This is a genomic window from Mesorhizobium sp. Pch-S, from assembly GCF_004136315.1.
Lineage (GTDB): Bacteria > Pseudomonadota > Alphaproteobacteria > Rhizobiales > Rhizobiaceae > Mesorhizobium.
In genome coordinates this window covers 5,124,438-5,144,817 of sequence record NZ_CP029562.1, presented here as the reverse complement: position 1 = coordinate 5,144,817, position 20,380 = coordinate 5,124,438, and the positions used below count along the sequence as shown (strand labels likewise).

18 protein-coding genes and 2 tRNA genes are annotated in these 20,380 nt (G+C 60.9%); 8 read left to right on the top strand and 12 right to left on the bottom strand.

Annotated features, from left to right (window positions below; all coding sequences use genetic code 11):
* Window positions 1-166 precede the first annotated feature (166 nt).
* A complete protein-coding gene (locus C1M53_RS24035) occupies window positions 167-1,156 on the top strand; it encodes a DUF1624 domain-containing protein (RefSeq protein WP_129414522.1) in 990 nt (329 codons plus the stop codon).
* Window positions 1,153-1,623 carry an isoprenylcysteine carboxylmethyltransferase family protein gene (locus C1M53_RS24030; protein ID WP_129414521.1) on the top strand — a complete coding sequence of 157 codons (471 nt, stop codon included), beginning with the start codon at window positions 1,153-1,155 and terminating at the stop codon, window positions 1,621-1,623. The genes C1M53_RS24035 and C1M53_RS24030 overlap by 4 nt, the downstream gene beginning before the upstream one ends.
* A gap of 46 nt (window positions 1,624-1,669) precedes the next feature.
* Here C1M53_RS24030 and C1M53_RS24025 read toward each other — a convergent pair whose 3' ends face one another.
* Genes C1M53_RS24025 through C1M53_RS24015 form a run of 3 tightly spaced genes read right to left on the bottom strand, consistent with a single transcriptional unit; the run spans window position 1,670 to window position 4,699 of the window.
* Window positions 1,670-2,983 (bottom strand): homoserine dehydrogenase, encoded by a 1,314-nt coding sequence (locus tag C1M53_RS24025; protein WP_129414520.1) that lies wholly within the window; start codon window positions 2,981-2,983, stop codon window positions 1,670-1,672.
* A gap of 51 nt (window positions 2,984-3,034) precedes the next feature.
* Entirely contained in the window at window positions 3,035-4,252 is a 1,218-nt protein-coding gene (locus tag C1M53_RS24020; RefSeq protein WP_129414519.1) for an LL-diaminopimelate aminotransferase, read from the bottom strand.
* Window positions 4,253-4,294: 42 nt separating this feature from the next.
* The gene (locus C1M53_RS24015) at window positions 4,295-4,699 is read right to left on the bottom strand and encodes a hypothetical protein (protein WP_129414518.1); all 405 of its coding nucleotides are present in this window, start codon (window positions 4,697-4,699) and stop codon (window positions 4,295-4,297) included.
* A 125-nt stretch (window positions 4,700-4,824) separates the two neighbouring features.
* Here C1M53_RS24015 and phaC point away from each other — a divergent pair, with 125 nt between their 5' ends.
* Together phaC and C1M53_RS24005 are read left to right on the top strand one after the other, a co-directional pair.
* A complete protein-coding gene (phaC, locus tag C1M53_RS24010; protein WP_129414517.1) occupies window positions 4,825-6,657 on the top strand; it encodes a class I poly(R)-hydroxyalkanoic acid synthase in 1,833 nt (610 codons plus the stop codon).
* A gap of 267 nt (window positions 6,658-6,924) precedes the next feature.
* The gene (locus C1M53_RS24005; protein ID WP_129414516.1) at window positions 6,925-8,166 is read left to right on the top strand and encodes a YcbK family protein; all 1,242 of its coding nucleotides are present in this window, start codon (window positions 6,925-6,927) and stop codon (window positions 8,164-8,166) included.
* A gap of 45 nt (window positions 8,167-8,211) precedes the next feature.
* Here the strand turns inward: C1M53_RS24005 and C1M53_RS24000 are convergent, their stop codons facing one another.
* Complete coding sequence (locus C1M53_RS24000; protein ID WP_129414515.1) at window positions 8,212-8,622, bottom strand: hypothetical protein; 411 nt, start codon at window positions 8,620-8,622, stop codon at window positions 8,212-8,214.
* A 393-nt stretch (window positions 8,623-9,015) separates the two neighbouring features.
* On the opposite strand from C1M53_RS24000, the gene C1M53_RS23990 reads away from it, so the two are divergent.
* Window positions 9,016-9,090: transfer RNA gene (locus C1M53_RS23990), tRNA-Glu, on the top strand.
* 447 nt (window positions 9,091-9,537) lie between these two features.
* On the opposite strand, the gene C1M53_RS23985 is transcribed toward C1M53_RS23990, so the two are convergent.
* From C1M53_RS23985 to mgtE, 3 genes are all read right to left on the bottom strand, one after another.
* Window positions 9,538-10,635, bottom strand: a complete 1,098-nt coding sequence (locus C1M53_RS23985; protein ID WP_129414514.1) for a helix-turn-helix transcriptional regulator — start codon at window positions 10,633-10,635, stop codon at window positions 9,538-9,540.
* Window positions 10,636-10,758: 123 nt separating this feature from the next.
* Complete coding sequence (locus tag C1M53_RS23980; RefSeq protein ID WP_054308087.1) at window positions 10,759-11,145, bottom strand: MerR family DNA-binding transcriptional regulator; 387 nt, start codon at window positions 11,143-11,145, stop codon at window positions 10,759-10,761.
* Window positions 11,146-11,342: 197 nt separating this feature from the next.
* Window positions 11,343-12,746 carry a magnesium transporter gene (gene mgtE / locus C1M53_RS23975; RefSeq protein WP_129414513.1) on the bottom strand — a complete coding sequence of 468 codons (1,404 nt, stop codon included), beginning with the start codon at window positions 12,744-12,746 and terminating at the stop codon, window positions 11,343-11,345.
* A gap of 237 nt (window positions 12,747-12,983) precedes the next feature.
* Here mgtE and C1M53_RS23970 point away from each other — a divergent pair.
* Window positions 12,984-13,068: transfer RNA gene (locus tag C1M53_RS23970), tRNA-Leu, on the top strand.
* 164 nt (window positions 13,069-13,232) lie between these two features.
* Here C1M53_RS23970 and C1M53_RS23965 read toward each other — a convergent pair.
* Entirely contained in the window at window positions 13,233-13,523 is a 291-nt protein-coding gene (locus C1M53_RS23965) for a hypothetical protein (RefSeq protein WP_129414512.1), read from the bottom strand.
* 247 nt (window positions 13,524-13,770) lie between these two features.
* On the opposite strand from C1M53_RS23965, the gene lipB reads away from it, so the two are divergent.
* Window positions 13,771-14,514, top strand: coding sequence for a lipoyl(octanoyl) transferase LipB (lipB, locus tag C1M53_RS23960; protein WP_129416341.1), 744 nt, complete (start codon window positions 13,771-13,773; stop codon window positions 14,512-14,514).
* A gap of 670 nt (window positions 14,515-15,184) precedes the next feature.
* Here the strand turns inward: lipB and C1M53_RS23955 are convergent.
* The 4 genes from C1M53_RS23955 to proS all read right to left on the bottom strand — a co-directional run bounded on the left by C1M53_RS23955 (window position 15,185) and on the right by proS (window position 19,842).
* Window positions 15,185-16,471, bottom strand: coding sequence for a lipoprotein-releasing ABC transporter permease subunit (locus tag C1M53_RS23955; protein WP_129414511.1), 1,287 nt, complete (start codon window positions 16,469-16,471; stop codon window positions 15,185-15,187).
* Between the two features lie 79 nt (window positions 16,472-16,550).
* On the bottom strand, window positions 16,551-17,234 hold the full coding sequence (locus tag C1M53_RS23950; RefSeq protein WP_207213037.1) for an ABC transporter ATP-binding protein: 684 nt from the start codon (window positions 17,232-17,234) through the stop codon (window positions 16,551-16,553).
* Entirely contained in the window at window positions 17,231-18,517 is a 1,287-nt protein-coding gene (locus C1M53_RS23945; RefSeq protein ID WP_129414509.1) for a lipoprotein-releasing ABC transporter permease subunit, read from the bottom strand. The genes C1M53_RS23950 and C1M53_RS23945 overlap by 4 nt, the downstream gene beginning before the upstream one ends.
* Window positions 18,514-19,842 (bottom strand): proline--tRNA ligase, encoded by a 1,329-nt coding sequence (gene proS, locus C1M53_RS23940; protein ID WP_129414508.1) that lies wholly within the window; start codon window positions 19,840-19,842, stop codon window positions 18,514-18,516. Before proS ends, C1M53_RS23945 begins: the two co-directional genes overlap by 4 nt.
* Between proS and C1M53_RS23935 the strand changes: the two genes are divergently transcribed.
* A complete protein-coding gene (locus C1M53_RS23935) occupies window positions 19,841-20,077 on the top strand; it encodes a hypothetical protein (RefSeq protein WP_129414507.1) in 237 nt (78 codons plus the stop codon). The two genes, proS and C1M53_RS23935, sit on opposite strands and share 2 nt — an antisense overlap.
* Window positions 20,078-20,380 lie beyond the last annotated feature (303 nt).

Genomic DNA, 20,380 nt, shown 5'->3' with positions numbered 1-20,380 from the left:
TCATTTCAGCATTCATCGTTGCATTGCTAGACGGAGGCGGCAGTCTGGTCAACGCTTCGGAAGTCCATTGCTACACCCGGCCGCCCGGAAGAAGAGCCGCCAACCACTCTCGCTTAGCCCACATCCATGCTAGGCATTGAGCAACTGCAACTTCGAATCCCGCCGCATGAACCTTCAACAGCAGACAATTTCCGCCCGGCGCATTACCCTGATCGATGCCCTGCGCGGTATCGCGCTTCTGGCAATGGCCAGCTACCACTTCACCTGGGACCTCGAATTCTTCGGTTATGCGAGCCCCGGATTGACGGCACACGGCCCCTGGAAGCTCTATGCGCGCTGCATTGCGTCGAGTTTCCTTTTTCTGGTCGGCGTCTCGCTGGTGCTTGCGCACGGCGACCGCATCCGTTGGCAGGGCTTCTGGAAACGCTTCGCCATGGTGGTGGCCGCTGCCGCGGCAATATCCCTGGCGACTTATCTCGCCACGCCCGGCGGCTTCATCTTCTTCGGCATCCTGCATCAGATCGCCCTGGCCAGCGTGCTCGGCCTGCTGTTCCTGCGCGTGCCGGCACTGCTCACGCTTGTTGCCGCCGCGCTGGTCATTGCGGCTCCCTTCTATCTGCGCTCGCCTGTTTTCGATCATCCGGCACTTCTGTGGGTCGGCCTCTCATCGGCCGATCCGCGCTCGAACGACTATGTGCCGCTGTTTCCCTGGTTCGGCGCGGTGCTGATCGGCATCGGCCTGGCCAAGATCGCCAGGGCAGCCGGCTTGTTCGAACGACTGGCAAACGTCTCGCTCGGCCAGACGCTTGAATACCCACTCACCTTCATCGGTCGCCACAGCCTGGCTTTCTACCTCATCCACCAGCCGGTGCTGATAGGCTGTGTATGGCTGTTCGCGCAGGTCTGGCCTGCGCCCGCGCAGGATCCGAAGCTCGGCTTCACCAATGCCTGCCAGGCATCGTGCCAGGACAGCCGCGACGCCGCCTTCTGTGTGCGCTATTGTGGTTGCATGCTCACCGCGGTCGAGAAGGACGGCCTGCTGACAGGCATCATGAAGGGCGACCAGCCGGCTTCGGCCAGGACGCGCATCAGTGATCTCGCCAGCACATGCACGGTTCAGACCGAGGACGCCATGAGCCCTGGGGAACCGCAATGACCGATGCCGCACGCCTGCCGTTTCCTTTGCCGCCCATCGTCTTCCTGATCGCATTGATCATCGGGGTGGGCCTGGGTGTTCTTTATCCCCTGCCCTGGTTCGGTGATGTCCTCGGCGACATCCTGTTCGGTTTCGGTTGGCTGGCTGCGCTGGGCGCGGTGGCGTTGTGGTTCACCGCAATCCGCATGATGTACAGGGCCAGAACGCCATTGAACCCGGTCGCCATGCCGGCGCATCTGTTGACCAGCGGACCATTCGGCATCAGCCGTAACCCGATCTATCTGTCTCTGGCGACACTGGTCATCGGTATCGGGCTTATCACCGGCAACGTCTGGCTCATCCTGCTGGCATTTGCAGCAGGATTGGTGACGAGCAGGTTGGTGATCCGGCGCGAAGAAAAGACCCTGGCCGGCAAATTCGGCAAGAAGTACCACGACTACGCGAAGCGCGTGCGCCGCTGGATCTGAGGTCTTTTTGCCTCATCCGATGTCGTTGGATAGGCGACAGACGTTCTCAGCCGGCCCGTTCGATGCGGATCACCTGTGCCTTGTCGGTGAGGTGACCATCCTTGGTGATCGCTTCGACCGCCTTGCGTACCGCCGCTTCAGTGGTTTCATGCGTGACCAGGATGACGGTCTTCTTGTCGACCGCCTCCGGCCCGACGGCGTGCTGAACGATCGATTCCAGTGAGATATCGTTGTCAGCCATGCGCTTGGCCACCGAAGCGAACACACCAACGCGGTCATGCACGGTAAGCCGGATGAAATAACCACCGGCATGGCTGCGCATCTGCGCCTTCTTGTAAGGTTTCAGTTCCTTGGCCGGACGACCAAACACAGGGCCGTGCTGGAAACCGGGGCGGCTCTTGGCGATGTCGGCGATGTCGCCGACGACTGCTGACGCCGTGGCATTGCCGCCAGCGCCGGGGCCGGACAGCAGCAGTTCTCCCAGTATATCGGTCTCGATCGCCACGGCGTTGGTGACACCATGAACCTGGGCGATCACCGAGGCTGTCGGCACCATGGTCGGATGCACACGCTGTTCGATGCCGCTATCGGTGCGCTGGGCAACGCCGAGCAGCTTGATGCGATAGCCGAGTTCAGCGGCTGCACGAATGTCGGCCTGGGTGATGTTCGAAATGCCTTCGAGATAGATGTCGTCGGCAGCGATCTTGTGACCGAAGGCGAGGCTGGTGAGGATGGCAAGCTTGTGCGCCGTGTCGTTGCCCTCGATATCGAAGGTCGGGTCAGCCTCGGCATAACCAAGACGCTGGGCATCCTTGAGGCATGCCTCGAAGGACAGGCCTTCGGCTTCCATGCGGGTCAGGATATAGTTGCAAGTGCCGTTCAGGATGCCGAACACACGATTGACCGAATTGCCGGCCATGGCCTCACGCATCGTTTTGATGACGGGAATGCCGCCGGCCACGGCCGCTTCATAGTTCAGCAGCACGCCTTTCTTCTCGGCGATCTCGGCAAGCGCCACGCCATGCTTGGCAAGCAGCGCCTTGTTGGCGGTCACCACATGGCGGCCGGCCTCGAGCGCGGCCCTGACGCTGTCGCGCGCCGGCCCCTCATCGCCGCCGATCAGCTCGATGAACACGTCGATCTCGTTCGAGCGGGCAAGATCGACCGGGTTTTCGAACCAGGACACCGTGGACAGGTCGACGCCGCGATCCTTGTCACGGTTGCGTGCCGAGAGAGCGGTCACCGTGATGGTGCGACCGCACTGGCGGGTGAGTTCGGCGGCCTTTTCGGTGAGCACGCGCACGACCGAGGCACCAACGGTGCCGAGGCCGGCAATTCCAACACGCAAGGATTCAGCCATGATGGACGGCCCCTCTTTCTCGGTCTTTCGGGATGATTGGTGGCAAGCGGCTCAGCGATGCGCCGCCAGCGGCACCACATTGTTGGGTTGCTTGGCGGTGGTCGCCAGGAACTTCTTGATGTTGCGGGCCGCCTGCCGGATGCGATGCTCGTTCTCGACCAGAGCCAGGCGCACATAATCGTCGCCATGTTCGCCGAAGCCGATGCCCGGCGCCACCGCAACATCGGCGTGCTCGATCAGAAGCTTGGAGAATTCGAGCGAACCGAGATGCTTGAACGGCTCGGGAATCGGTGCCCAGGCGAACATCGTCGCCGCCGGCGCCGGGATTTCCCAGCCGGCACGGCTGAAAGCGTCGACCATCACGTCGCGGCGCTTGTGATAGATATCGCGCACTTCCTCGATGTCGGAGCCGTCGCCATTGAGCGCGGCTGTCGCCGCGACCTGGATCGGCGTGAACGCACCGTAGTCGAGGTAGGATTTCACGCGCGTCAGTGCAGCGATCAGCCGTTCATTGCCAACGGCGAAGCCCATGCGCCAGCCCGGCATGGAAAAGGTCTTCGACATCGAAGTGAACTCGACGGTGACGTCGATCGCACCCGGCACCTGCAGCACCGAGGGAGGCGGGTTGCCGTCGAAATAGATCTCCGAATAGGCCAGGTCCGACAGGATGATGATGTCGTTCTTCTTCGCGAAGGCCACGACGTCCTTGTAGAAGTCGAGCGTGGCAACATAGGCCGTCGGATTGGAGGGATAGTTGAGGATCAATGCCAGCGGCTTCGGGATCGAATGGCGCACGCCACGCTCCAGCGCCGGAATGAAACCGTCATTCGGCTCGGCCTGCAGCGAGCGGATAACCCCGCCCGACATGATGAAGCCGAAAGCATGGATTGGATAGGTCGGATCCGGGCACAGCACCACATCGCCCGGGGCAGTGATTGCCTGCGCCATATTGGCGAAGCCTTCCTTGGAGCCGAGCGTCGCCACCACCTGAGTATCGGGATTGAGCTTCACGCCGAAACGACGCGCATAATAATTGGCCTGGGCACGCCGCAGGCCGGGAATGCCGCGCGACGACGAGTAGCGATGCGTGCGTGGATCGCGCACCACTTCGCAGAGCTTGTCGACGATGGCCTGTGGTGTCGGAAGATCGGGATTGCCCATGCCGAGATCGATGATGTCGGCGCCGCGTGACCGCGCGCTGGCCTTCAGGCGGTTGACCTGCTCGAAGACGTAGGGTGGAAGACGGCGGACTTTGTGAAACTCTTCCATGTTCGTTCCGATCGAGAGGCGCTTTGGCGGCGCGCTATAGCCTTATTTGCAATTCGGGTCGAGAGCGGGGTCACACTTGGCCCCGATCTGCTTCAGGGCATTCTTGGCGTGACTGGCCTTGAGCTTGTCCAGCTCGGCGGCATCGGCCGCGGCGGCCGGATCACCGGGATGCGCCTGCACATTGGACTTGGCAGCCGCCAGTTGCGCGAGCTTGGCGTTCTTCTCGTCTTCCGTGAATTGCGTGGCTGCATTCCGCGGCTTGATGTTCAGATTGGGGAACGTGCCGGTATCTTTCGGGCCGGTCACCGAACCGCCGGACTCTACTGCCATCGAGGGTCCACTGCTCGAACTCGCGCAGCCAGCCATGGCAAGGCCGCCGGCGACAACGAGCGCCAGCGACAACCGTTCGGCGCTGACAACCAGAAGCTGACCAAAACGAATTGTCATACTACTTTCCCGCAATGGCCATTAAAGCTCACTTTCCCGTCACGGGAGAGCAAAAGCATCTTGGCTCCTATTCGACCTTGCATGATACTATGTCAAGAAATGCCTAGGGAGGAACCGCGCAAACCATGGCCGACAGACCCGATGCAGGCAAGACGGACGACCATGAACCGCCATCCGTCGAGCAGTATCTGGTAAAAGATCCAGAGCGTTTCGCGCTCAATCTCGCGCGCGTGGTTGAGCAGGCGGGCAAAGCCGCCTCGGCCTGGGCAGAGCCGCGTGAACGCGGCGAGGTGCGCGACAGCGTTGCCGAGCCTATGGCCGACATGGTCAAGACCTTCTCCAAGCTCACCGAATATTGGCTGGCCGACCCCAAGCGGGCGCTGGAGGCACAGACCAGGCTGTTCGCGGGCTACATGAATGTCTGGGCCAGCGCCATCCACCGCATCGGTGGCGTCGAGGACGAGGCCACGGGCGTCAAACCCGAACGCGGCGACAAGCGCTTCCAGGACCCTGAATGGGGCAAGAACGCTTTCTTCGATTTTCTCAAGCAGGCCTATCTGGTCACCTCGCGCTGGGCGGCTGACCTGGTCGAGCATGCCGAAGGGCTGGACGAGCATACGCGTCACAAGGCCGGTTTCTATGTGAAGCAGGTTTCGAACGCGATCTCGCCGTCCAACTTCATTCTAACCAACCCGGAATTGTTTCGCGAAACCGTCTCATCGCACGGCGAAAACCTGGTGCGCGGGATGAAGATGTTCGCCGAAGATATCGCCGCCGGCAAAGGCGACCTGAAACTGCGTCAGGCGGATTATTCAAAATTCGAGATCGGCCGCAACATCGCGGTTACGCCGGGCAAGGTCGTGGGTCGCTCCGACGTCGCCGAGATCATCCAGTACAGCCCGACAACCGAAACCGTGCTGAAACGGCCATTGCTCATCTGCCCGCCATGGATCAACAAGTTCTATATCCTCGATCTCAATCCGGAGAAATCTTTCATCCGCTGGGCAGTGGAACAGGGCCACACCGTCTTCGTCATCTCCTGGATCAATCCGGATGAACGCCACGGCACCAAGAACTGGGAAGCCTACATCCGTGAGGGCCTGCAATACGGCCTGGACGTCGTCGAGCAGGCAACAGGCGAACGCGGCGTCAATGCCATCGGCTACTGCGTCGGCGGCACTCTGCTGGCTGCGGCGCTTGCTCTCCTGGCGCAGGAAGGCGACGATCGCGTCAAATCTGTCACCTTCTTCACCACGCAGGTCGACTTCACCTACGCCGGCGATCTCAAGGTCTTCGTCGATGAAGAGCAGATCGCGGCCCTCGAAATCGCCATGCGTGGCAAGGGCTTCCTCGACGGCACCAAGATGGCGACTGCATTCAACATGCTTCGCTCTGGCGACCTGATCTGGCCCTATGTCGTCAACAACTACATGCGCGGCAAGGAGCCCCTTCCCTTCGACCTGCTTTACTGGAACGCCGATTCCACGCGCATGGCTGCAGCCAACCACTCCTTCTACCTGCGCAATTGCTACCTCGAGAACAACCTTTCGCGCGGCCAGATGGAGCTTGCCGGACGCTTGGTCTCGCTCTCCGACATCACAATTCCCGTCTACAATTTGGCCTCCAAGGAAGATCACATCGCGCCGGCACGTTCGGTTTTCCTCGGTTGCCAGTATTTCGGCGGCGAGGTCGATTATGTGATGGCAGGCTCCGGTCATATCGCCGGTGTCGTCAATCCACCTGCCCTCGGCAAATACCAGCATTGGACCGGCGGCAAGCCGATTGGACGATTCGAGGACTGGATCGCCGCTGCCACCGAGAACCCAGGCTCCTGGTGGCCGCACTGGCAACGCTGGATCGAGGCGAAGGACGGCACCCGCGTGCCCCCTCGAATTCCGGGCAAGACCATGGAAACGCTGGGTGACGCTCCCGGCGACTACGTGAAGGTGCGAGTGTAACAATCTGTAATATGCGGTGAGTTGACCTGTTCGCCAAAGCGGGCGAAATGGTCACGTCAATCATCATTTTGACGCAAATCACGCAGGCTCGCACGATTTCAGAAGGAAGCTTGCGGATTTGTCACAGGTCTCGTTTCCGATTGCGGAAACTCGATCATTCGGTGGCGCCCCGGCGCCTGAGATGACGGTTCGGATCGGCTAGCGAGGGGGAATTTGGATTTGAGGGCAAACAGCTCGCGCTTCGCGAAAGGAGAACGCCGCGCCGTCATGGCCGCGTTGTGCGCGTTGCTGCTGGCTTCCTGCACCTCGACTGGCGCGCCCGACCTCGGCGTTGCCGATCCGAATTATGCTGCTTCCCAGGCCGGAACTAATCCCGCCGCACCGACCACGCAAAACACCACCGATCCCGCCCTTGCAGCCACGACGACCCCGCAGACGCTGATGACTGCCGAAGGCGACACCGCCCTGCCCGAGCAGATCGCCTACCTGCCCACCGCAAAGCCCGGCACGCCGGCATTCCCGCTGACTGCTCCTGCCGATGCGCAGGCGATCGCCGGCACCACGCCACAGCAGCTCGTCGCGCCGGAACAGAGCCCCCAGGAGACGGCGGCTGCGGCGCAACAGGTTGCGGCCGGAACCACCACCGTCTTGCCGCAGCAAGGCATCGCGACAAGCCAGCGCGCGATCGATCCGGCTGCCGCGGCAACACAAACGGCCAGCGCGGCGACGCCGGAAATGAACCATCCGGTCTATGTGACCGCGGGCGAAATGCCGGCAACACCGGCCAAACCCGAAAAGAAAGGCTTCCTCGCCTCGCTGTTCGGCTCTTCGCCAGCCAAGGCTGCGCCGGTCGCTGAAAAGCCGAAACCGATCGTGCCCACGGAACAAGCTGAAGCCAAACAGGCGATCATTCCGGAAGACAAGCCAGCCAAGCCGATCATCACGCTGGCTTCGGCCGAAGCGGGTCAGAAGCAGGCGATGCTCGCCTCCGTGGACAGTTCGTCGGCTTTCAACAACCTGCCTGGCGTGCGCAAGACCGCACTGTTCGAAATCACCCGCCGCTCGGGCACCTACGATGACAGCGACGTCGACCTGAATGAAGACGATGAGGGCGGCTCCTATCAGGTGGCTTCTGCCGCCGGCTTGGCGCGCCTTGCCCCCAACGGCCTGCTGAAACAGACCGAAAGCGTGGATGTCGCCTGTCTCAAACCATCGCTGGTACGCGTGCTGAAGCAGATCGAAGGACATTATCGCAAGAAGCTGATCGTGACTTCCGGCTACCGCGATCAGGCCCGCAACGTGCGTGCGCGCGGCGCCAAGAACTCGCTGCACATGTATTGCGCGGCCGCCGATATCCAGATCGCCGGCGTCAGCAAATGGGATCTGGCAACCTATGTGCGCTCGCTCCCGGGACGCGGCGGTGTCGGCACCTATTGCCACACCGAATCCGTGCATGTCGACGTTGGTCCCGAGCGTGACTGGAACTGGCGCTGCCGCCGCCGCGGCTAGGCCGACCTAAAGCGGTTCCGCTTCGACCGAAACGCTCTGCCTCTTCTAGAAGAATTTTCTGAGAAACGCCGCCGCGCTCTCCGAGAGGCCGACGATCTTGTTCGTGGCCTGGCGGTAGAACTTGAAATTGAGTTCGGTTCCTGGCCGGCCATCCTGCCAGTCGGTCAGATGCCTGAGTTCGCTGCGACCGAGCGGCCGCCTGGCAAGCGCGGTACGCTTGACGGTTATGCTGACGCGCGGCGTCTGGCGCTCGATGTCTGGCTGCCTCGCGACCGCTTCGACCGAAAGCACGATGCCGCGCGCGACGAGGCCATTTCCGCCCTCGTTCTCGCTCGCGAACAGAAAGATGGTGTCACCAGCGGCGATGGCTTTGCCGCCATACATCGTCTTCTGTTCGCTGAACGCGAAATGTTCCGCCTGCGGATCGGCAATCTCGGCCTTGATCGCGAACGCCATGTCATCCTCTCTCGTTCGAGAAGATAACACGCTCGCAACAAATCGTTCAGGCTGCGCAATCTGGAGAAATCACACACCATCTGCCGAACAGCGTCAGGCCCACGGCCTTGGCGAGCGCGACTGAGGCTGCATTATCCGTCTGGCAGCAGGGGCTGCCACCTGGACAGATTCGCGGTCGCGTAGGAAATCGCCTCCCCCCTCGCGGCATCGAGCAAGGCAGCGCGCCAACCATGCCAGCGATCCGGCCTTTGCTGAGCCACGCAGACCGAGCCGTGGAAACCCTGGAAATCTCGCTCTTTCAGGCCTGCTTCGAAAAGGTTGTAAAAAAATGCAAAAACCCGATTTTGACGGGTTGCCCGCCGGGCACAACGACACTATAAGCCGGCCTTGGCTGCGCCCATCGTCTAGCGGTCAGGACACCGCCCTTTCACGGCGGTAACAGGGGTTCGATTCCCCTTGGGCGTACCAGTTTGATTTTCCTGCATAATTTGGCTTTCCAGCGCACGAGGATCCGCGTGTATTTCGACGCGCGAATGGCACGTCATGCGGCTCTGCATTTCAGCGAACCCAGGCGATCACCGCGAGAGGCGGCACGCAGGCTGCATCCCGTTTGCGTTGGATTTCGCGCTGATTGCCACTTGTACCTTCTGGTAACGCATCGGTGCTAACCTGAGAACGCTGAGTGATGTTGGGGAGTATCACTGTGAGTAACCCAGGGCACGAAATCCGAGGGTATGACCCGTCACCCTCACCGTTCTACAAATTTGCTTTGATCGTGTTTTCGGCAGGGGCTGCGGTAACGGCGGCGCTGGAGTGGTTGCTTCCTGCTCTCAACTGAGCGCCAGGACAACCCGCGCGATAGGCGGCAATAGCCAATGAACTCAGCCTGTATCGACAGCGAGGAGCCGGCGACGGCTAGCCGACGCTTCCGAGGTTGCCTGCCAGCACGATGAGGTCCGCTTGCCGGCTGGCACCTGTCTTGGCGAAGATCGAGCGCAGATGCGCGCGTGCCGTTTCATAGGAAATCGACTTCTGTTCGGCAATCTGCCGCAGCCGCAAGCCCTGGCCGAGCAGCGCGGCGACTTCGGCCTCGGTGCGTGTCAACCCGAAGGTCTGGCGCAAAAGTCGCGGCTCGGCCGTGTTGCGCCGCTCCGGGTCCTCCAGAAGGCAAACTCCGACGGATGGCGAGAAAAAGTCCGGAAGGCTGCCGCCCAGCCGCTGGATACGCATCGCCAGCGGTCGCTTTCCCTCGCGCGCTATCAGGATCGGGCCATCAGCACCGTCGGGACGCAACCACGATTCGGTGAGCACCGAGCGCATCCGTTCCCGGATGCGCTTCGTCTCCTCGGAACGACGCGAGCGCAGTTCCCCTTTGCTGACCTGGAGCTCGGCCCCCAGCAACCGGCGGGCAGTATCGTTTGCACTCGTCACCTTGCCGAAGCGGTCGAAGAAGATGGCCGCCACATCTGCCATCTCGAAAGCGTCCATCATGCCGGCGATTCGATGCTGCATGGCGCTGCGCATCAGTGTCGATGCCATGGTAAGACGATCACGCATCGCACGCAGCACCGCGACCTCCTCATCGCTGAAGAAGTCGTCAGTAAGTTTGCGATGCAGCGTCATGACCAGCATGTCCTCAGGTCGCGAAAAGGCCACCATGCACGAGCGCCCTATACCGTGCTTGGCGTGGAAGCGGTAATAGGGATGATTTTCGAAATCATCACGCGACGTGTATTCCGGATCACAGGCCGTGCCTTGCCGCAAAAGGAACGGCACGCCGCGCAGCCGCCACTCGTTCGCGTACCAGCCATTGTTGAAATAGTCCTCGAAGGCTCCCCCGAGGCTTTCGGTCGATACGATCAGCCCGGGCGCTCGCTCTGCCACCGGAATGATGTTGACTCCGTGGGAGCCTGTCGCCTGAGCGATACCGTCGACTACCTCTTGCCAAAGCGACGGATTGAGCGTTGCTTCCACAACCTTGTCGAGGGCAAGGTCGAGCCCCTTGAGGTCCATATCCAAATCCCGAGCCCCCCAGCTCGCACAACCCTTAGATCATTGCAGAGACGCTGATGGGAGTACAACGGAAAAGCTTGGCGTCTGTTCCGAGGAGTACCAAAGGATGAGACGCGGCTGGGCTCAGGTGCTGACGCCGAGCTCCACAAGCCGCTCCACGCAGGACTCTTCGGCCTGGTCAAGTTCAGCCAGCGTCTCTTCAAGGTCTCGACGCTTCTGGCGCAGCGAATCGCGCTTTTCCTCGATGCGCTTGATCATCAGCTTGAGCTGTCCGACTTCGCCGGGCGGCTCCTTGTACATCTGGATGATTTCGCGAATCTCGGCGATGGCGAACCCTAGCCGCTTGCCGCGCAGGATCTGACGGATGAGATGGCGGTCGGAGGGGCGAAACAGGCGCGTGCGCCCGCGCCGCACGGGAGCGACCAGCCCTTCATCTTCGTAAAACCGCAGCGTGCGCGTCGAAATATCGAATTCGCGCGTCAGTTCGGTGATCGTGTAGTATTCCCGCATAGTCACTCCGGGCGCTTACGCCGTTGTCCGTCGTGCCACTCCTCGCAGACGAATGATGCGAGAATCGAACAGCATGCGGGTTCCGTTGAAGCTTCGCACGGCATTTACGTAAAAGTCAATTGCAGGCAAAAATTCTCAATTGTTTCTGTAGTTTTGCAGCGGAGCCTAGCCAGTTCACCCGCGCCCGGGGGTACCGTTCAGCCCAGATGCAGCCACCAGCTGGCGAAGCTCAGGAAGGCCAGGAAACCGATCACGTCGGTGATCATAGTGGTGAAAATCGATGACGAGATCGCGGGGTCCGCTCCGAACTTGTCCAGGAAAAGTGGGATCAGGATGCCACCGAGCGATGCCGCCAGCATGTTGACGATCATCGCCGCCGCGATGACGAGGCCGAGATCCACATTCTGGAACCATGTGCCGGCGACCAGCCCGAGCAGGGTAGCGATAATGGCACCGTTGAGCAGCCCCACCAGCACTTCGCGACGAATGACGCGACCGGCATTGTAGATATCGAGATCGCGTGTCGCGAGCGCTCGCACAGTCACAGTCATGGTCTGCGTGCCGGCATTGCCGCCAAGCGAAGCGACGATGGGCATCAGCGCAGCCAGTGCCACCATCTCCTCGATGGTGGCACCGAACATGCTGATGACCGATGCCGAAAGGAAAGCGGTGCAGAGGTTGACCAACAGCCATGGTACGCGCGAACGCGAGGTCGCTGCCACCGTGTCGGACAGTTCTTCGTCGCCGACACCACCCATACGCAGAAGATCTTCCTCGGCTTCCTGCTGGATGACGTCGACGACATCGTCGATGGTCAGCACGCCGACCAGCCGTTCGTTCTCGTCGACGACGGCGGCAGACAGAAGGTCGTATTGTTCGAACTCGCGCGCCGCCTCCTCCTGGTCCATCGTCGCGGGAATGGCGTGGCGAGTCTCGTGCATGATCTCTTCGACCTTCACTGCGCGCTTGGCGCGCAGGACCTGGTCGAGCCCGACAGCGCCGAGCAGCTTGAACGTCGCATCGATGACGAAGATTTCGGAAAAGCGGTCTGGCAGATCCTTGTCTTCGCGCATGTAGTCGATGGTCTGCCCTACCGTCCAGAAAGGCGGCACGGCGACGAACTCGGTCTGCATGCGCCGGCCGGCGCTTTCTTCCGGATAGTCGAGCGCGCGCCTGAGCCGGATGCGCTCTGTGAACGGCAACTGCGAGAGAATCTCGTCCTGGTCCTCCTGATCGAGATCCTCCAGGATGTAGACGGCGTCGTCCGAATCGAGCTCCTGCACCGCCTGCGCGATCTGTGCATTGGGCAGGTTGTCGACGATGTCGAGGCGGATCGCCTCGTCGACCTCGGTCAGCGCCGAGAAATCGAAATCGGAACCCAGAAGGTCAACGAGTGCCCTCCGCTGCTCGGGCAGCAGCGCTTCCAGCAGGTCGCCGACTTCCGATTGGTGCAGATCCCCCACTTCCCGCTTGAGGGCGAGGATGTCGCGATCGGCTATCGCCGCGCCGATATGGGCAACGAAGGGCGCACGAATGACGCCATCCTCGCCGTAGATTTCGGCGTGGATCGGTTCGGCCTCGTTGTGCTCCTCACCTTTCATGATTTCCCCGCGACCGGTTTGAAGGGAAAGGGTCAGTGCCGGTTTAGAACAAGACGCTGCCGGATAGAAGCCGTATGACGGCCGGAAAAGTGTACCAATCCAGGCTCCTGCAAGCGGCCAGGTCCGCCCCGCGAAAACTCTTTGCCGGAACGTGCGATTATTGCTTGAGATGGCCTTGTTTCGCCGGAAACGATTTGCTACACGCCGCGGGCCGGTCCACTCCGGCTCCTACCACGTGCGGTCGTGGCGGAATTGGTAGACGCGCAGCGTTGAGGTCGCTGTGGGGCAACCCGTGGAAGTTCGAGTCTTCTCGACCGCACCATTCTCTCTCCGAGAATATAGCCCTTCTGCGGCCTCCGGCTTATGGTGAGATCGTTGGAAACGGCGATCGACTGGCCATCTCGATCAGAGGTGTACCAGCCGACCACGGCGCTGAGCCGCATTTCTGCAACAAGGGCCTGAAGCGTTGTCCAGACCTGTTTGAACCTAGTTGGCTCCGCCGAGCTCCTTGGTCATTTTGCAGAAATTGTCATGCTCCTTGGCGATAGCCTCGTCGCCGCATTCCTTGTTCATTCCGGCTCTGTCATCATCGGTCAACGCCATCCAGGCCGCTTTGAAGTCGGCATCGGATTTCAGCGTCTTCATGTCCTTGTCGGTATAGAAAGGTGCCATTTTCTCGGGATTATCGAGTGCAGAAGTTCCCTTTTCCCCGGCGGCCAAAGTTGCGCCGGTCATAACCGCAAGCACCATTGCACTCGCACAAAGCAGCTTAGTCATGGTTCTTCCTCCTGGTTCTGAGATCTCTGAGCAGCGATCTCCTGAACCAACGAAAGGTTTATCCTATCGTTCCAGAAAGCTGAGTGACGTCGGCGAAGCCGCTCCATGGGAATGCCGCCTCATTTGGAAATCCATGCGGATCGCCTCTTCCCCGAGATGGAAGTGAGCCAAATTGCTGGGACAATCGCCGGAACTGGACGTCGGCGCGGATTGACGCCATATGATGATCAGCCTTTCCGTGAGCACCATGACCGAACGCAGCCAGATAGCCACGACGTTCCTGCCCTTTGCCGGCTCCGCGCCGGTGGAGTGGCGTATCGAGTCGGGTCTCACCGACTACACACACGCGCTCGACGTCATGGAAGCGCGCGCCGAAGCGATTCGCGCGGGCACCGCAGGCGAGATGATCTGGCTGGTCGAACATCCCCCGCTCTACACTGCCGGCACCAGCGCGCAGTCAGGCGACCTGATCGACCCGGATCGCTTTCCGGTGTTCAAAGCCGGCCGAGGCGGTGAATACACCTATCATGGGCCTGGCCAGCGGGTCGCCTATGTGATGCTGGATCTCAAACGCCGGCGTGAGGACGTACGCGCTTTTGTGGCTGCACTCGAACAGTGGATCATCGCAACTCTCGCCGCCTTCAACATCAAGGGAGAGCGGCGGGAAGACCGCGTCGGCGTCTGGGTGGTGCGGCCCGACCGGCCAATATCACGCGACGGAGCCCCGGCCGAAGACAAGATCGCGGCGATCGGCATCCGCCTGCGCAAGTGGGTCTCGTTCCACGGCATCGCCATCAATGTCGAACCAGACTTGTCGCATTTCGGTGGCATCGTCCCTTGTGGTGTCACCGATCATGGTATCACCTCACTGGTCGATCTCGGCTTGCCGGTGACGATGGCAGATCTCGACATTGCCCTGAAAGCCGGTTTCGAAACCGTATTCGGGCCCGCTGAGGCACCCGAGGTCGAGTTGCGTCGCAAGGCAGGCTGAGGGGCCGGTTCTGGCCTCCTCCCTGTCCCACACTCCTTGGAGATTGCGGCACGCAAACCATAAGGAAGAAGGGGCGCGTGCGATCATCGCAAGTATCCGAACGACACCTCGCGCCGAAACTTCATCGATGCTGTTTCTGAAAGATTAGTCCGGATACCGGTATCCGGTCGGACTATGGTCTGTCCTGGCGGCCAACCGTAGCGTCGGCCTTTGTGCGTTTGCCACGGCCCGCGGCCGTGGCGATTCCCTCACATCGCGCCGATCCACATCGCCATCGAGACGAGGAAAGCGCTCATGCAGACAAGAGAGGCAACGTCCTGGATCAGGTCGGTCATGGCTGGCTCCTGTTGTTAATATGTACGTAATTTGTTCTAATTTTGTTCTAAAGTCAACGGAACAAAGCAGCACCACCGAACGATTCCGGGTGGTGCCTGAAGCCAAGGTTAAGGAAAGGTTGATGGGATTGGAGGAGCGCCCGCTTATGCCGGGAATTCACAGGGCTCGCCCTGCCTGCTCCTCATCAGAAGGTCATGGACGCAAGGTTCGATAGACGCGAAGGAAGTGTCAGCCAGCTTCGAAGCGGTGCGAGCTTGCCTTGGCCATTGTCACGCGGCGGCCCATGCCGGAGGCGAGCCTGTGGTGAAACGCGCCCAGCAGACAGGCTCGGCCGTCACTCGTACCTCAGCGCCTCGACGGGATCGAGCCGCGCCGCCCGCCAGGCCGGGAACAGCGTTGCCAGGAACGAAAGCACAAGCGCCATGGCGACGACGGAGAGCGTCTCGCCTGCTTCCATCTTGGCCGGCAACTGGTTGAGGAAATAAAGCTCGGGGTTGAACAGGACCGTGCCAGACAGCCAGGAGAAGAACTGGCGGATGCGCTCGACATTGAAGCAGATCAGAACGCCGAGCAGCACGCCGGCAATGGTGCCGGCCACGCCGATCGCGGAACCTGTCATCAGGAAAATGCGCAGGACAGCGCCACGCGTCGCACCCATGGTGCGCAGGATGGCGATATCCTGCCCCTTGTCCTGCACCAGCATGATCAGACCGGAGATGATGTTCAGCGCCGCAACCAGCACGATCATCGTCACGATCATGAACATGACGTTGCGCTGGACCTGCAGCGCCGAGAAGAAGGTCTCATTGCGCTGGCGCCAGTCGCTCAGGTAGACCTGCCGCTGCGCTGCCTCCTCCACCTTGGGCTTGATCGCTTCGACATCATCGGGACTGTCGAGATAAACCTCGAGGCTCTGCGCCTTGCCTTCCGAATTGAAGTACATCTGTGCTTCGGAGAACGGCATGTAGACGATCGAGGCATCGTATTGTGACATGCCGACCTCGAAGATCGCCGTCACTGGATAGCCTTTCACGCGTGGCGTGGTGCCAAGCGGACTGACATCGCCGTCAGGCGAGATCAGCGTGATGGTATCACCCAGCGCCAGGCCGAGGTTCTCGGCCATTCGGCTGCCGATGGCGACACCGCCTGCGGTGTCGAAACCGGCGATCGAGCCCTGCTTGATGTTGTTGGCAACCAGCGTGACCTTGTCGAGATCCTCGCCGCGAATGCCGCGCACCAGTGCCCCGCCGCCTGAGCCGACATTGCCCTTCGCCAACACCTGGCCTTCGACCAGCGGAATGGCGTATTTGACGCCGGGAACGCCGTTGATGCGCTTGGCAAGCTCGGCATAATCCTCCAGCGGCAGATCGACCGGCGAGACGATGAGATGTCCGTTGGTGCCGAGGATGCGCGACAGCAGCTCTGCCCGGAACCCGTTCATCACCGCCATCACCACGATCAGCGTGGCAACACCCAGCATGATGCCGACGAAGGAGATCGAGGCGATGACCGAGATCACCGTTTCCTTGCGGCGCGAACGCAGATAGCGCCACGCCACCATGCGCTCGAAACCTGAAAAAGGTCCGGCGCCTGCCCGCTTGGCTGCCGCAGCCTGGCTCATGCGGTGGCATCCAGGCGCAGACTGATCAGGCGAATCGGATCGATGCCGTAGGAGCACATGGAAACGACGTGTTCCTTCCTTACAATGGTACGACCTTGCCTTCGGCCAATGTCACGCGCCGATCCATGCGAGCGGCAAGTTCATGGTTGTGCGTGGCGATCATGGCGGCCAACCCAGACTGCCTCACCAACGCCTCCAGCGCATCGAAGACATAGGACGCCGTCGTCGGGTCGAGATTGCCGGTCGGCTCATCGGCTAGAAGCACCAGTGGTGCATTGGCAACGGCGCGCGCGATCGCAACGCGCTGCTGCTCGCCGCCGGACAGCTCTGCCGGCCGATGCTGCGCGCGTTTGCCGATCTGCATGTAATCCAGCAACTGAGCCGCGCGCTTGGAAGCTTCCGGCTTCGACAGACCGCGGATCAGCTGCGGCATCATGATGTTTTCAAGCGCCGAGAATTCCGGCAGCAAGTGATGGAACTGATAAACGAAGCCGATGTCGTTGCGGCGGATCGCCGTGCGTTCGTCATCCGACAGTCGCCCGCAAGCGCGGCCGGACAGGATGACATCGCCGCCGTCGGGCCGTTCGAGCAGACCTGCGGTGTGCAGAAGCGTCGACTTGCCGGTACCCGACGGCGCCACCATCGCCACCATCTCGCCGCGCCGCAAGGTGAAGTCAGCACCATTCAGGATGGTGAGCTTGCGTGGTCCCTGCACATAGTGCCGTTCGACGCTTTTCAGTTCCAGTACCGGCTCGGACATCACTCGTACCTCAACGCTTCGACTGGATCGAGCCGCGCCGCCCGCCAGGCCGGGAACAGCGTTGCGATGAAGGAGAGGACAAGTGCCATGACGATGACCGAGAACGTCTCGCCCCCGTCCATTTTGGCCGGCAGCTGGCTGAGGAAATAGAGCTCGGGGTTGAACAGGACCGTGCCAGACAGCCACGAGAAGAACTCGCGGATGCGCTCGACATTAAGGCAGATGACAACGCCCAGCAGCACGCCGGCGACGGTGCCGACAACGCCGATCGCGGCTCCGGTCATCAGGAAGATGCGCAGCACCGCACCACGCGTCGCCCCCATGGTGCGCAATATGGCGATGTCGTGCCCCTTGTCCTTCACCAGCATGACGAGGCCGGAGATGATGTTCAGCGCCGCCACCAGCACGATCAGCGTCAGGATCATGAACATGACATTGCGCTCGACCTGCAGCGCCGAGAAGAAGGTCTGGTTGCGCTGGCGCCAGTCGGTCAGATAGATCTGCCGCTGCGCCGCCTCTTCCACCTTGGGCTTGATCGCTTCGACATTGTCAGGATTGTCGAGATAGACCTCGAGGCTCTGCGCCTTGCCTTCCGAATTGAAATACATCTGCGCTTCGGAGAACGGCATGTAGACGATCGAGGTGTCGTACTCTGACATGCCGACCTCGAAGATAGCCGTCACCGGATAGCCTTTCAGGCGCGGCGTGGTGCCCAGCGGGCTGACATCGCCGTCGGGCGAGATCAGCGTGATGGTATCGCCGAGCACCAGACCGAGATTCTCTGCCATGCGACGGCCGATGGCGACACCGCCGGCCGTGTCGAAACCGACGATCGAGCCCTGCTTGATGTTGTTCGCAACCAGCGTGATCTTGCCCAGGTCCTCGCCGCGGATGCCGCGCACCAGTGCGCCTCCACCCGAGCCGACATTGCCTTGCGCCAGGACCTGGCCTTCGACGAGCGGGATGGCGTATTTGACGCCGGGAACGCCGTTGATGCGCTTGGCAAGCTCGGCATAGTCCTCCAGCGGTAGATCGACTGGCGTCACGATCAGATGACCGTTGATACCGAGGATTCGCGACAGCAGCTCGGCGCGGAAGCCATTCATCACCGCCATCACGACGATCAGCGTCGCGACACCCAGCATGATGCCGAGGAACGAGATCGAGGCGATGACCGAGATCACCGTTTCCTTGCGGCGCGAACGCAGATAGCGCCACGCCACCATGCGCTCGAAACCCGAAAAAGGTCCGGCGCCTGCCGGCTTGGCTGCCGCCGTCTGGCTCATGCAGCAGCACCCAGGCGCTGGAGAGCGGTCGCCTGCGGCACTGTCTCGCGCTCACCGCTCTTGCGGTTCTTGATCTCGACCTCACCAGCCGCAACACCACGCGGTCCGACGATGACCTGCCAGGGCAGGCCGATCAGGTCCGCGGTGGCGAACTTGCCGCCGGGCCGTTGGTCGGTGTCGTCGTAGAGCACATCCTTGCCGGCCGCCGTCAGCGCGGCGTAGAGCTCGTCGCAGGCACGGTCGCAATCGGCATCGCCGACCTTCATGTTGATCAGGGCTATGTCGAACGGCGCTACGCTCTCCGGCCAGATGATACCGGCGTCATCATGGCTCGCCTCGATGATGGCAGCGATCAGGCGCGTCGGGCCAATGCCGTATGAACCCATGGAAACGTTATGTTCCTTGCCGTCCGGCCCCTGCACCTTGGCACCCATCGGCTTCGAGTACTTGTCGCCGAAGTGGAAGATGTGGCCGACCTCGATACCGCGCGCGGAGAGACGCTCGCCATCGGAGATCTTGTCCCAGGCGGCTTCGTCATGCATTTCGTCCGTCGCCGCATAAGGCGTCGTCCATTCCTGCACGATGCCGGCGATTTCAGCGTCGTTTTCATAGTTAACGTTTTCGCTGGGCACAGGCAGCGACAGGAAGTCCTTGTGACAGAACACCTGGCTCTCGCCGGTTTCCGCCAGAATGATGAATTCGTGTGAAAGATCACCGCCGATCGGGCCGGTATCGGCACGCATCGGGATCGCCTTCAGGCCCATGCGGGTAAAGGTGCGCAGGTAAGACACGAACATGCGGTAGTAGGCAGCCTTGGCGCCCTCATAATTGAGGTCGAATGTGTAGGCGTCCTTCATCAGGAACTCGCGGCCGCGCATGACGCCGAAGCGCGGGCGCACCTCGTCGCGGAACTTCCACTGGATATGGTAGAGGTTGAGCGGCAGATCCTTGTAGGATTTGACGTAGGAACGGAAGACTTCCGTGACCATCTCCTCATTGGTCGGACCGTAGAGCAGTTCACGATCCTGCCGGTCCTTGATGCGCAGCATCTCCTTGCCATAAGCATCATAACGACCGCTTTCGCGCCAAAGCTCTGCCGACTGGATGGTCGGCATCAGTATTTCGAGAGCACCGGCACGGTTCTGTTCTTCCCGGATGATGGCGCAGACCTTGTCGAGCACGCGTTTGCCCAGTGGCAGCATCGTGAAGGAGCCCTGTCCCTGCTGGCGGATCATTCCGGCGCGCAGCATCAGGCGATGCGAGACAATCTCGGCCTCGCGGGGGTTCTCTTTCAGGATGGGCAGGAAATAGCGCGACAAACGCATGGGCTGGTCCGTAAATGAGGAAGGCCGCGCCGGAATCGGCGCCTGGAAGGCTTCAATGCAAGGGCTTCATAGCCATTTCATGGCGGAATGGAAACCCGCGCGTCCGTGGCAAGTGCGCGCCGGTAATGCATGTCGCTTTGTTAGGCAAGCCAAGCTGTTTTATTGTGCAATGCAGCACAAGAATGCCCATTTCGAAGCAAAATTTAACGTGACATTTTCATGCGCGCTGTTCTAGTGTGCACAGATAACCGAGAGGACGGGTTAAAGACCTGTTCTCCTGCGCGGTCAAAGTCTTGGGAGGATGCGATCTAGGCGCGGTAACTCGCAGCCGCCGGAAACGGAAAGCAGATCGGACGCGTTTAAATTGCAAGGCTTCGTGCCTTGCATTTTTTTTGAGCAATCAATCAATTGCCGTTCTCCAATAAGGTGAAGCATTAAGCCGGCTCAGACGCGGCATCGTGCTTTTGATGGCAAAACGCCTCACCTTTTCTTTCCAGATTTACTCAAGTTCATTCGCCGTACTGCGAAGCAAAACCGG

Excerpts from the sequence above, each read along its gene's own strand:
- C1M53_RS24035 (WP_129414522.1), top strand. The coding sequence starts at position 167 with ATGAACCTTCAACAGCAGACAATTTCCGCCCGGCGCATTACCCTGATC.
- C1M53_RS24030 (WP_129414521.1), top strand. The coding sequence starts at position 1,153 with ATGACCGATGCCGCACGCCTGCCGTTTCCTTTGCCGCCCATCGTCTTC.
- C1M53_RS24025 (WP_129414520.1), bottom strand. The coding sequence starts at position 2,983 with ATGGCTGAATCCTTGCGTGTTGGAATTGCCGGCCTCGGCACCGTTGGT.
- C1M53_RS24020 (WP_129414519.1), bottom strand. The coding sequence starts at position 4,252 with ATGGAAGAGTTTCACAAAGTCCGCCGTCTTCCACCCTACGTCTTCGAG.
- C1M53_RS24015 (WP_129414518.1), bottom strand. The coding sequence starts at position 4,699 with ATGACAATTCGTTTTGGTCAGCTTCTGGTTGTCAGCGCCGAACGGTTG.
- phaC (WP_129414517.1), top strand. The coding sequence starts at position 4,825 with ATGGCCGACAGACCCGATGCAGGCAAGACGGACGACCATGAACCGCCA.
- C1M53_RS24005 (WP_129414516.1), top strand. The coding sequence starts at position 6,925 with ATGGCCGCGTTGTGCGCGTTGCTGCTGGCTTCCTGCACCTCGACTGGC.
- C1M53_RS24000 (WP_129414515.1), bottom strand. The coding sequence starts at position 8,622 with ATGGCGTTCGCGATCAAGGCCGAGATTGCCGATCCGCAGGCGGAACAT.
- C1M53_RS23985 (WP_129414514.1), bottom strand. The coding sequence starts at position 10,635 with ATGGACCTCAAGGGGCTCGACCTTGCCCTCGACAAGGTTGTGGAAGCA.
- C1M53_RS23980 (WP_054308087.1), bottom strand. The coding sequence starts at position 11,145 with ATGCGGGAATACTACACGATCACCGAACTGACGCGCGAATTCGATATT.
- mgtE (WP_129414513.1), bottom strand. The coding sequence starts at position 12,746 with ATGAAAGGTGAGGAGCACAACGAGGCCGAACCGATCCACGCCGAAATC.
- C1M53_RS23965 (WP_129414512.1), bottom strand. The coding sequence starts at position 13,523 with ATGACTAAGCTGCTTTGTGCGAGTGCAATGGTGCTTGCGGTTATGACC.
- lipB (WP_129416341.1), top strand. The coding sequence starts at position 13,771 with ATGACCGAACGCAGCCAGATAGCCACGACGTTCCTGCCCTTTGCCGGC.
- C1M53_RS23955 (WP_129414511.1), bottom strand. The coding sequence starts at position 16,471 with ATGAGCCAGGCTGCGGCAGCCAAGCGGGCAGGCGCCGGACCTTTTTCA.
- C1M53_RS23945 (WP_129414509.1), bottom strand. The coding sequence starts at position 18,517 with ATGAGCCAGACGGCGGCAGCCAAGCCGGCAGGCGCCGGACCTTTTTCG.
- C1M53_RS23935 (WP_129414507.1), top strand. The coding sequence starts at position 19,841 with ATGGGCTGGTCCGTAAATGAGGAAGGCCGCGCCGGAATCGGCGCCTGG.
- proS (WP_129414508.1), bottom strand. The coding sequence starts at position 19,842 with ATGCGTTTGTCGCGCTATTTCCTGCCCATCCTGAAAGAGAACCCCCGC.